Origin of the sequence: Pseudomonas sp. PICF6 (genome assembly GCF_009831705.1) — a bacterium.
Lineage (GTDB): Bacteria > Pseudomonadota > Gammaproteobacteria > Pseudomonadales > Pseudomonadaceae > Aquipseudomonas > Aquipseudomonas rhizophila.
The window spans coordinates 16,120-25,656 of the sequence record NZ_WUUD01000027.1 but is presented as its reverse complement, the minus strand read 5'-3'; the positions used below and the strand labels follow the sequence as shown (position 1 = coordinate 25,656).

The window sequence follows — 9,537 nt, the reverse complement described above, 5'->3', positions numbered from 1 at the left end:
AGGGCAGCGTCGGCCGTTGATCCTCGATGAAGAGGGCCAGCGCCTGTGGCTCGATCCCGAGACGCCCTTGCATGTATTGCAAGGCTTGCTGGCCAGTGAGCCGGCGGCACTGCGCGAGCGGGTACTGGCCAACATGGTCAATGATCCGAAGCTCAACGGGCCGGAGTGCCTGACTCCGGCTTGAGTGTTGAGGCGCCTGTGCTGGCCCCATCGCGAGCAGGCTCGCTCCCACATTAGATATCGTGTTCGCCACCAACCCTTTGTGGGAGCGAGCCTGCTCGCGATGGGGCCCTAGGATCAAACCTTGAACTGATTGATCAACCGCCGCTGCTGCTCCGCCAGTTTGGTCAGATCCGCACTGGCCGCGCTGGATTCGTCCGCGCCGCCCGCCACTTCATTTGCCACTTGCCCGATGTTGATCACGTTACGGTTGATGTCATCGGCCACCGCGCTTTGTTCCTCGGCGGCGCTGGCGATCTGGGTGTTCATGTCGTTGATCACCGATACCGCCTGGGTGATGGTCTCCAGGGCCTGGGCCGCTTTCGCTGCGTGTTGCACGCTTTCATCGGTGCGGTGCTGGCTGTCTTCCATCACCCGCACCACATCCCGGGTGCCTTGTTGCAACTGTTGGATCATCGTCTGGATTTCTTCAGTGGCCTGCTGCGTTTTCTGCGCCAGATTGCGCACCTCATCGGCCACCACCGCAAATCCACGTCCCTGTTCACCGGCGCGAGCTGCTTCGATGGCCGCGTTGAGGGCCAGCAGGTTGGTCTGTTCGGCGATCCCGCGGATGGCGGTGAGAATCGCGTTGATGTTCTCGCTGTCCTTGGCCAGAGCCTGCACCACGCCCACGGCCTTGCCGATTTCCACGGCCAGGGCGCCGATGGAGGTGGAAGTGTCCCGCACGATCTGCATGCCCTGGCTGGCAGCCTGGTCTGCGTGACCAGCGGCTTGGGCGGCCTGGGTCGCGTTGCGGGCCACGTCCTGGGCGGTGGCGGTCATCTCGTGCACGGCGGTGGCGACCTGATCGATCTCCACCATTTGCTTGTGCACGCCCTGGTTGGTGCGGATGGCGATGTCGGCAGTGTGCTCCGAGGAATCGCTGACGCTCTGCACCGAGGTGACGACCTGGGTGATCATCCCTTGCAACTTGCTCAGGAAGGTATTGAAGCCCTTGGCGATCGCACCCAGTTCATCCGCGCGGTCGCTCACCAGCCGACGGGTCAGGTCGCCTTCGCCCTGGGCGATGTCATCGAGCATCGCCACCATTTGCTTGAGGGGACGGGCGATGCCGTGGGCCACCAGCCAGATCACCAGCAGGCCGATGCCGGCAATCACCAGGCCCACCATGGCCATGCCGAAGATGTCGGTCTGGCGTTGCGCATCCAGGTCTTTTTGCAACGCTTGCAGTTCGGCCATCACCGCATCCAGTGGCAGTTGCAGCATCAGCGTCCAACGGGCTTGGGTTTCACCGATGCCGAACGGCATGTACACCTCGATATGCCCATGGGCTTCATCGACGTCGTAACGTACCTGGCCGACGCTGAGCTTGGACAGGTTGTCCAGTTCATTGGCGTCCAGCAGGTCGCTGGCCTTTTCTCCCAGTTTGGACGGGTCCTTCGTGAAGGCCACCAAGCGGTTGTTGCTGGAGAGCAACGCCATTTCCCCGGCGCCCTCATACAGCTCGCGGTCGGCAGCGACAAGCATGTCCTGGATGAAGTTCACCGACAGGTCGGCGCCGACGATGCCCTGGAACTTGCCATCGACCATGATCGGCTCGATGAACGAGGCGAGCATGGTCATGGTGTTGCCAACGCGATAAGGCGCCGGGTCGATCACGCAGGCTTTCTTGCTGTCCCGGGAGCACAGGTAGTACTCACTGGCGCGAATACCGGTGGACAGCAGTTTCTGGTCCGTCACATCGGCGAGCTTTTCCAGGCCCAGGGTGCCGTCCTGGTTGCGAAACCACCATGGCAGGAAGCGCCCGTCGGTTTCCATGCCCAGCACCGGGCTGTTCACGTAATTGGCGTCGTCGTGGTCAATAGCGTTCGGTTCCCAGGCGATGTAGGCGCCGAGAATCTTCGGGTTGCGCACCACGGTTTCGCGCAGCAGGCTGATCATCTGCTCGCGGGGCACCTTCAGTTGTGCGTTGCCGTCCGGGCCGTTCATGCCCATCAAGGCATTGGTGGTCGCCAGGCCCCGGGCAAGCAACAGCGGTGCCTCCAGTTCTCGCTGGATCAGGCTGGCCTGGGTGCGGGCGAGCGCGTCGAGGCGTTGTTCGATCAGATGCTCGAACTGCGCCTTGGTCCGCTGTTGCACCATGTCCTGGGTGCGGGCGCCGGCAAACAGCGCGTACAGCACCAGGGCACCGACCACACTGAGGATGATGGCGCCGGCCAGAGCGGCCACGGAAAACTGGATCGATTTGAATTTCATAAAGGCTCCGGACGCGGGAATGACGTCTGAAGCCTGTATCGGCGATTCTTTGGCCCAGCATGAGGCGCTGTTCGTCGGATGACTGTTTTGGCTTTGTGGGTGTCGTAAATGGACTGGAGTAGGGTCTGTCTGAAAAAACTGTAATCCCACGCTATGTATCTGGCGCCGATACAAATCAGCGCCTAGGATACGCCCACGTTTCCAGGGAGCTTCTTACATGAACAAGATATTGATGGTGAGTGCACTGAGTGTGGGCTTGCTGCTTGCCGGTTGCCAGTCGGTCAACACTACCAGCGGCGGAGCCGTGGGCGTGGAGCGCAAGCAATACATGTTCAGCATGCTGTCCACCGACCAGGTCAATCAGATGTATGCCCAGTCCTACCAAAAGACCATGGGCGAAGCGAGCGCCAAGGGTGTATTGGACAAGACGAGTAGCGATGCCAAGCGCGTCCAGGCCATCTCCAGTCGGCTGATCGCTCAGGCACCTGTGTTCCGCCCGGATTCGGCGCAATGGAACTGGGAAGTGAACCTGATCAAGAGCGATGAGCTCAACGCCAGTTGCGGCCCCGGCGGCAAAATCATTTTCTATACCGGCTTGATCAACAAGCTCAAGCTCACTGACGATGAAATCGCCGCGATCATCGGCCACGAAATCGCTCACGCCTTGCGCGAGCACGGCCGCGAAGCGATGTCCAAGGCCTACGGCATCGAAATGGCCAAGCAGGGCGCCGGTGCATTGTTCGGTCTGGGCCAGGACAGCCTGGCACTGGCCGATACCGTGGCCAACTACGGCATGACCCTGCCCAACAGTCGCGGCAATGAGAACGAAGCCGACCTGATCGGCCTGGAACTGGCCGCTCGCGCCGGCTACGACCCGAATGCCGCGATCACGTTGTGGAACAAGATGGCCAAGGCTTCGGAAGGTGCGCCGCCGGAGTTCATGAGCACCCACCCGTCCTCCAGCAGCCGGATCGCGTCGCTGCAGGCGGCGATTCCGAAGGTGATGCCGCTGTATCAGCAGGCCAGAAAGTAACCATCGTTGTGGGAGCAAAGCTTGCTCGCGACAGAGGCGACGCAGACTTCAATCAGGCCGCGTCATCGTTTATCGCGAGCGGGCTCGCTCCCACAAGGGATTTGCCGTGTTCGATATTCTTGTGAACACCCGCAGCCAGTGTGGGAGCGAGCCTGCTCGCGATGAACGATAACGCGGTATTACTCACCTACCCGATCAAACCCACCCACTGCTCTGCATCGCCTTGTACACCGCCACGATCGCCAGGACCAAGAACGCCGAGGCGGCCAGGCGGCGGATCAGCGTCAGGGGGAGCTTTTCAGCGGCGAAGTTACCGGCCAGGACCACCGGCACGTTGGCAATCAGCATGCCCACGGTGGTGCCGATGATCACCAGCCACAATTCCGGGTACTGCGCGGCGAGCATCACTGTGGCGATCTGGGTCTTGTCGCCGATTTCCGCCAGGAAGAACGCGATCAGCGTGGTCAGGAAAGGCCCGAACTTGCGGGCCGTACTGGCTTCGTCATCGTCCAGTTTGTCCGGCACCAACGTCCACAGCGCCGTGGCGGCAAAGCTCACCGCCAGGATCCAGTGCAGGACCGCGTCCGAGAAAATACTACCGACCCAGGCTCCCACCGCGCCGGCTGCCGCATGGTTGGCCAAGGTCGCGGCAACGATGCCGGCAATGATGGGCCAGGGTTTGCGAAAGCGAGCCGCGAGAATAAGCGCGAGCAGTTGCGTCTTGTCGCCGATTTCGGCCAGCGCAACGATAGCGGTAGGTACGAGGAAAGAGTCCAGCATCAGGTGATTCCTAGAGGGGCGGGTCGACACGGCTATGACACGTACAGCCTTCCCGCCCCGGGTAAGGTGTGCGTGTCATAGGTCTTGTCAAACCCAGCGACCATCTGCGTGGACGCTTGGGCCGCATACGCCATGGTCTGCTGACCAAGTATGTTGACGTATGCCGGGCGAGCATGGTGCTCGCGGGAGACTACTCCCCTAGGACGGAGCGGATTCTGCCTAGGCAAATCCGATTGGGCAAGTGCTGTTTCTTAAATTTGCTTCAGCCGCGCTTGGCCCGGTAGATGCGAAAACCCTGGCCTTCGGCCTTGATCGCGCACACGCCCAGATGCTCTTCGATCAGCGGCTGATACTTGAGGAAACTGTTCGCCACCAAGCGCAGTTCGCCGCCGTTTTTCAGATGTTTCGCTGCTTTTCGCAGCAGATTTTCCGTGGCGTGGTAGTCGGTGTGCACGCCGACATGGAACGGCGGGTTGCTCAGAATCGCACTTAATCCCATGGGCGCGGCGTCGATACCGTCGCCGGTCAGCACCTCGGCCTCCAGACCATTGGCTGCCAGGGTCAGGCGGCTGCTGGCGGCGGCGAACGCATCCACGTCCAGCAGCGTGACGGTGTTGTGCGGATAGCGACGCTTGACCACTGCCCCCAGCACCCCGGCGCCACAACCGAAGTCCAGCAGGTGGCCGCTGGGCAGTTTATCCAGGTGTTCCAGCAACAGCGCACTGCCGCGATCCAGGCGACCGTGGCTGAACACCCCCGGCAGGCTGATGACCTTCAGTGCGCCTTCGGCCAGGGGCAGCTCGTAGGTCTGGGCGAGGCTTTCCAAAGGCTTGGCCTCGGGGACGTCGGCCACGGTGACCTGCCATAGCTGACAATGGCGCGCGCTGTCGAGCTTGCGCGGCTTGCCGAAGGCATTGAGCTGCTTGGACGCGCCTTCGATGCCGCTGCGCTTTTCCCCCACCAGATACACCTCGCGACCGGCCAGGCGCGAGGCCACGGCGTTGAGGATGTAGTCGGTCAGGTCCTTGGCCTTGGGCAGGAACACCACGGCGGTCTCGAACTCACGGGTCGGCACGTTCACGCCAAAGTGGCTGCGCTCGGGGAAACGGGCATCCAGCGCGGCCTGATCACCGGCGTGCCAGCACCAGCCATGGGCTTGGGGCAAGCGGCCGAGCAGATCGTCGGCGGGCAGGCCGGCCAGCAGGACCGAACCCTGAAACAACTCGGCCTGACGAAGCAGTACTTCACTGCGCGGATCCATGGTCTGCTCCTTGAAAAAAAGTGCGGCAGTTTATCAACTGACGACTCGTAGCGCTGTACCGCTGAAAAAACCTTGGGCGTTTTCCGTCAGTTGGCCAACAATCCGTTGCCGCGCCTCGCGGCTGCCCCAGGCGTTGTGGGGCGTGACGATCAACCGCGGAATGTCGGCGGCCAGCAGCGGATTGCCCTGGGTCGGTGGCTCCACGCTCAGTACATCGGTGGCCGCGCCGCCCAAATGGCCGCTGCGCAAGGCATCGGCCAGGGCCTGTTCGTCGATCAGGCCGCCGCGGGCGGTGTTGAGCACAAAGGCGCCGGGTTTGAGCTGCGCCAGTTGCCGGGCGCCGATGAAGTTGCGCGTGTGTTCGTTGAGAGGACAGTGCAAGGTCAGGGCATCGATCTGCGGCAACAGTTGATCCAGAGGCAAGCGGTCGGGACGAGCAGGGCGTCCGGGGATCTGCCCCAACAGCACGCGCATGCCAAAGGCCTCGGCCAGTCGTCCGACGGCGCTGCCCAGTTCACCATGACCCAACAGCCCGAGGGTTTTGCCTTCCAGTTCGACAATGGGATAGTCCAGCAGGCAAAACTGCGAAGCCTGCTGCCACCGACCTGCGCCGACTGCTTTTTGGTAATCACCCAGGCGCGTCGCCAGATTCAAGAGCAGCATGATCGTGTGCTGGGCCACCGACGGCGTGCCGTAGCCCTGACAGTTGCACACTGTTATGCCGTGTTGGCGCGCGGCGTCCAGGTCGACGTTATTGGTGCCGGTGGCGCTGATCAGGATCAGCTTCAGCTCGGGGTTGGCGGCCATGGCGGTCGCATCGATCACGACCTTGTTGGTGATCGCCACCGTGGCGCCCTTGAGCCGCTCGCTCACTTCATCCCGGCTCGTGCGGGCGAACAGTTGCAGTTCACTGAAGCAGTTGCGCAGTGGTCCCAAATCCAGATCGCCCAGGTCCAGGGACGGGTGATCGAGGAAAACTGCGCGGCCGTTGTTCGTCATCAGCTGTACCTTTTATCGCAGGAATCGAAGGCGTAATGTGGCGAGCCTATCAGATGTGTGTGGGAGCAAGCTTTGCTCCCACACAGCCCCTCACTCAGAGTTGATGTTTGTCTTGAGATTGAGCTAGCCAAGGAGTCCCCATGTACCTCACCGAATTCCTCACCGTCGCCCTGATCCACCTGTTGGCCGTGGCCAGCCCCGGGCCGGATTTTGCCGTGGTGGTGCGCGAGAGCGTGACCCATGGTCGCCGCGCCGGAACCTGGACTGCGCTGGGCGTGGGCACGGCGATTTTCCTGCATGTGGGGTATTCGCTGCTGGGCATTGGCCTGATCGTGTCGCAATCGATCGTGCTGTTCAACGCGCTGAAATGGGCCGCCGCCGCCTACCTGCTGTACATCGGCTTCAAGGCACTGCGGGCGCAACCGGTCAAGCCGACGGCGGACAACCTGCACAAAGAGGCCGGCCAACGTACCGCCCGTGGCGCGTTCACCTCGGGCTTCGTCACCAACGGCCTGAACCCCAAGGCGACGCTGTTTTTCCTGTCGCTGTTCACCGTGGTCATCAACCCTCATACCCCCCTGGCAATCCAGGCCGGTTACGGCGTGTACCTGGCGGCGGCGACGGCAGTGTGGTTCTGTCTGGTGGCCATGCTGTTCAGCCAGCAGCGAGTGCGCGCCGGGTTTGCCCGCATGGGCCACTGGTTCGACCGGACCATGGGCGCGGTACTCGTTGCCATTGGCGTCAAATTGGCGTTTACCGAGATGCGTTGATCGTTTGATCCTACTTCTGATCGTCCCCACACCAGGGAGGGGACGGTCAGTGGCGTTGACGAACGTACTCCAGAAAGGCGTCGATGTTGTCACTGCACAGCAGTGGCGACACCGCTTTGACCTCTTCCATCGGCCAGTCCCACCAGGCTGACTCAAGCAAGGCTTGACGCACCGGTTCCTCAAAGCGCCAGCGAATGAACCGGCATGGGTTGCCGCCGACGATGGCGTATGGCTCGACATCGCGCGTCACCACGGCGCCGGCTGCGACCACGGCGCCATGACCAATGGTCACACCGGACAGAATCATCGCTTCGGCGCAGATCCAGCAGTCGCTGCCAATCACCACATCGCCCTTGGTCGGGTTGCAGCCGGCGATACCCTGGGCCTGTTCGATCATCAGCGGGAACGGAAAGGTGCTGACCCAGTCGGTGCGATGCCCGCCACCCAGCAGGATTTTCACGCCTTGAGCGATCGACGTATAAGACCCGACTTTGAGGATCGTGTCGTCGCCGAACTCCATGACTTCGGGAATGCCATACGTGCCCACCCCAATCTGGTATTTCGGATAGCGCAAACGGATTTTTTCCGGCGCTCTCTCGAGTTTCTCCAGGCGCTTGAGATGCTTGCGTACTTTGCGCTCTTTGAGCTTTTTCAAAAAATTCAAGGTCGCGCCCTCGCTGTCGGGCGTCGCAAGACCAGTCGCTTGAAGCGTTTCAGGCTGGTTGCGTTCAGGTGGCGCCACGGGATGCTGCGCAGCAGCCGCCAGGCTTCTTTGCGGTCTTCGACCACCGCGTACTTCAGCGCTTTGTGGACCAGCACCGTACGAGCCGCACCGTAGGCGGGGTGGGCCCGATAGGGCTCGATAGCCTGCAGGTCGGCCTTGAGCATCAACCGGTACTTTCTCGACAGGTTATTGGGGTGGCGTCGATAGCGCGTCACACAAACCGGCAATTCATGAATTTCATAACCCTTGTGGGCGATCCGCAAAGTGATCTGGAAATCCTGGACCCGCAGCAGCGGATCATAAAAGCCGGCGTCGCGAAGTGCGCTCATGCGATACAGCGCCGTTGGCGCGCCGATGACCGCAGCGCTGCGTAGAAGATCGTCGAAGGTATGCACCTGGATGTGGTCGCGTTGTTGCGCCTTGATGGTGTGGCCTTCGCTGTCCATGTAGATGATCAGCGCGCCGACACAACCGACCTGCGGGTGCTCGTCCAGGTATCGGGCACGGAGCCCGACCGAGTGGGGCAACATGATGTCGTCAAGGTCCGGGGTCGAGATGTAAACGCCCTTGGCGTATTTCAGCCCGTGATTGAGCGCCGCGCTGACACCCTGATTTTCCTGGGAGTACAGCTGGAAGTTGTAGGTCTGTTGCAACTGCCGGAGCATGGCGAGGCTATTGTCGGTGGAGCCGTCATCGACCACGATGACCTCAACGTTCGGATAATCCTGGGCAAAGATGCTGTGGATCGCTTCTTCCAGGTATTTCTCGGCGTTGTAGCAAGGGGCCACGATCGACACGAGCGGCTCACTCTGTGGCGCGATGGCCGGGGAAGAAGTCAGGTCGGTGCTCATTGTTCTCTGCAAAAGGCGGGTGGTATCGGGTGAGCCTGCGAGAGTACTTCCCTACAGGCTTTTGTAACAACGTTGACACCTATGCTCGCTGCTGGATCCAGCTCTGACAAGGTTTAACCAACATAATGCGTGCAAAACGTGCGTTTAAGTGGCTCAAGGCCAGTATTTGCGGGCGGATCAAATCATTCCTTTGGCTGATTTGATCCGCGTACCGGCGCTCTACAGTGCTCACTTCCAGCCAAGACCGTGCAGTCAGAAAAGGGACTCTTATGTTGCAGACTCGCGTTATTCCTCCAGCCGAAGGCGCTTATCAATACCCGCTGCTGATCAAGCGGCTGCTGATGTCCGGTGCGCGTTACGAGAAAACCCGCGAGATCATTTACCGCGACCAGTTGCGCTACAGCTATCCGACCCTGATCGAACGCGTCGCGCGGCTGGCCAATGTGCTGACCGAGGCCGGGGTCAAGGCCGGTGATACCGTGGCGGTGATGGACTGGGACAGCCATCGCTACCTGGAATGCATGTTTGCGATCCCGATGATCGGCGCGGTGATCCACACCATCAACGTGCGCCTGTCACCGGAACAGATCCTCTACACCATGAATCACGCTGAAGACCGCTTCGTGCTGGTCAACAGCGAGTTCGTCGGTTTGTACCAGGCGATTGCCGGACACCTGACGACC

9 protein-coding genes, 2 pseudogenes and 1 riboswitch are annotated in these 9,537 nt (G+C 61.2%); of the genes and pseudogenes, 4 read left to right on the top strand and 7 right to left on the bottom strand.

Features of this window, described 5'->3' with window-relative positions:
• Positions 1-184, top strand: a pseudogene (locus GSM73_RS27570) (SOS response-associated peptidase); the annotation flags it as partial.
• 113 nt (positions 185-297) lie between these two features.
• On the opposite strand, the gene GSM73_RS28275 reads toward GSM73_RS27570, so the two are convergent.
• Entirely contained in the window at positions 298-1,041 is a 744-nt protein-coding gene (locus GSM73_RS28275; protein ID WP_372241397.1) for a methyl-accepting chemotaxis protein, read from the bottom strand.
• Between the two features lie 114 nt (positions 1,042-1,155).
• A pseudogene (locus GSM73_RS28270) lies at positions 1,156-1,350 on the bottom strand (HAMP domain-containing protein); the annotation flags it as partial.
• A 1,303-nt stretch (positions 1,351-2,653) separates the two neighbouring features.
• Here GSM73_RS28270 and GSM73_RS18915 point away from each other — a divergent pair.
• Positions 2,654-3,469: a M48 family metallopeptidase gene (locus GSM73_RS18915; RefSeq protein ID WP_047229426.1), complete on the top strand. Its 816-nt coding sequence runs from the start codon at positions 2,654-2,656 to the stop codon at positions 3,467-3,469.
• A 195-nt stretch (positions 3,470-3,664) separates the two neighbouring features.
• On the opposite strand, the gene GSM73_RS18910 is transcribed toward GSM73_RS18915, so the two are convergent.
• From GSM73_RS18910 to GSM73_RS18900, 3 genes are all read right to left on the bottom strand, one after another.
• Positions 3,665-4,249, bottom strand: a complete 585-nt coding sequence (locus GSM73_RS18910; protein WP_047229427.1) for a TMEM165/GDT1 family protein — start codon at positions 4,247-4,249, stop codon at positions 3,665-3,667.
• 90 nt (positions 4,250-4,339) lie between these two features.
• A riboswitch (yybP-ykoY riboswitch) is annotated at positions 4,340-4,460 on the bottom strand.
• A gap of 51 nt (positions 4,461-4,511) precedes the next feature.
• Positions 4,512-5,510, bottom strand: coding sequence for a class I SAM-dependent methyltransferase (locus GSM73_RS18905; RefSeq protein WP_160893512.1), 999 nt, complete (start codon positions 5,508-5,510; stop codon positions 4,512-4,514).
• A gap of 33 nt (positions 5,511-5,543) precedes the next feature.
• The gene (locus GSM73_RS18900; RefSeq protein WP_047229429.1) at positions 5,544-6,509 is read right to left on the bottom strand and encodes a 2-hydroxyacid dehydrogenase; all 966 of its coding nucleotides are present in this window, start codon (positions 6,507-6,509) and stop codon (positions 5,544-5,546) included.
• 140 nt (positions 6,510-6,649) lie between these two features.
• Here GSM73_RS18900 and GSM73_RS18895 point away from each other — a divergent pair, with 140 nt between their 5' ends.
• Positions 6,650-7,279: a LysE family translocator gene (locus tag GSM73_RS18895; RefSeq protein ID WP_076386279.1), complete on the top strand. Its 630-nt coding sequence runs from the start codon at positions 6,650-6,652 to the stop codon at positions 7,277-7,279.
• Positions 7,280-7,325: 46 nt separating this feature from the next.
• Here GSM73_RS18895 and GSM73_RS18890 read toward each other — a convergent pair whose 3' ends face one another.
• Positions 7,326-7,943, bottom strand: coding sequence for a CatB-related O-acetyltransferase (locus GSM73_RS18890; RefSeq protein ID WP_160893510.1), 618 nt, complete (start codon positions 7,941-7,943; stop codon positions 7,326-7,328).
• Positions 7,940-8,854, bottom strand: a complete 915-nt coding sequence (locus GSM73_RS18885; RefSeq protein ID WP_076386275.1) for a glycosyltransferase — start codon at positions 8,852-8,854, stop codon at positions 7,940-7,942. The genes GSM73_RS18890 and GSM73_RS18885 overlap by 4 nt, the downstream gene beginning before the upstream one ends.
• A 269-nt stretch (positions 8,855-9,123) precedes the next feature.
• Here GSM73_RS18885 and GSM73_RS27565 point away from each other — a divergent pair.
• A partial coding sequence (locus GSM73_RS27565; RefSeq protein ID WP_256676974.1) for an AMP-binding protein occupies positions 9,124-9,537 on the top strand: 414 nt, incomplete at its 3' end.

What these genes read in the sequence shown, in the direction of transcription:
- GSM73_RS18900 (WP_047229429.1), bottom strand. Translation starts at nt 6,509, where the DNA reads ATGACGAACAACGGCCGCGCAGTTTTCCTCGATCACCCGTCCCTGGAC.
- GSM73_RS18905 (WP_160893512.1), bottom strand. Translation starts at nt 5,510, where the DNA reads ATGGATCCGCGCAGTGAAGTACTGCTTCGTCAGGCCGAGTTGTTTCAG.
- GSM73_RS18885 (WP_076386275.1), bottom strand. Translation starts at nt 8,854, where the DNA reads ATGAGCACCGACCTGACTTCTTCCCCGGCCATCGCGCCACAGAGTGAG.
- GSM73_RS18895 (WP_076386279.1), top strand. Translation starts at nt 6,650, where the DNA reads ATGTACCTCACCGAATTCCTCACCGTCGCCCTGATCCACCTGTTGGCC.
- GSM73_RS18915 (WP_047229426.1), top strand. Translation starts at nt 2,654, where the DNA reads ATGAACAAGATATTGATGGTGAGTGCACTGAGTGTGGGCTTGCTGCTT.
- GSM73_RS18910 (WP_047229427.1), bottom strand. Translation starts at nt 4,249, where the DNA reads ATGCTGGACTCTTTCCTCGTACCTACCGCTATCGTTGCGCTGGCCGAA.
- GSM73_RS28275 (WP_372241397.1), bottom strand. Translation starts at nt 1,041, where the DNA reads ATGGTGGAGATCGATCAGGTCGCCACCGCCGTGCACGAGATGACCGCC.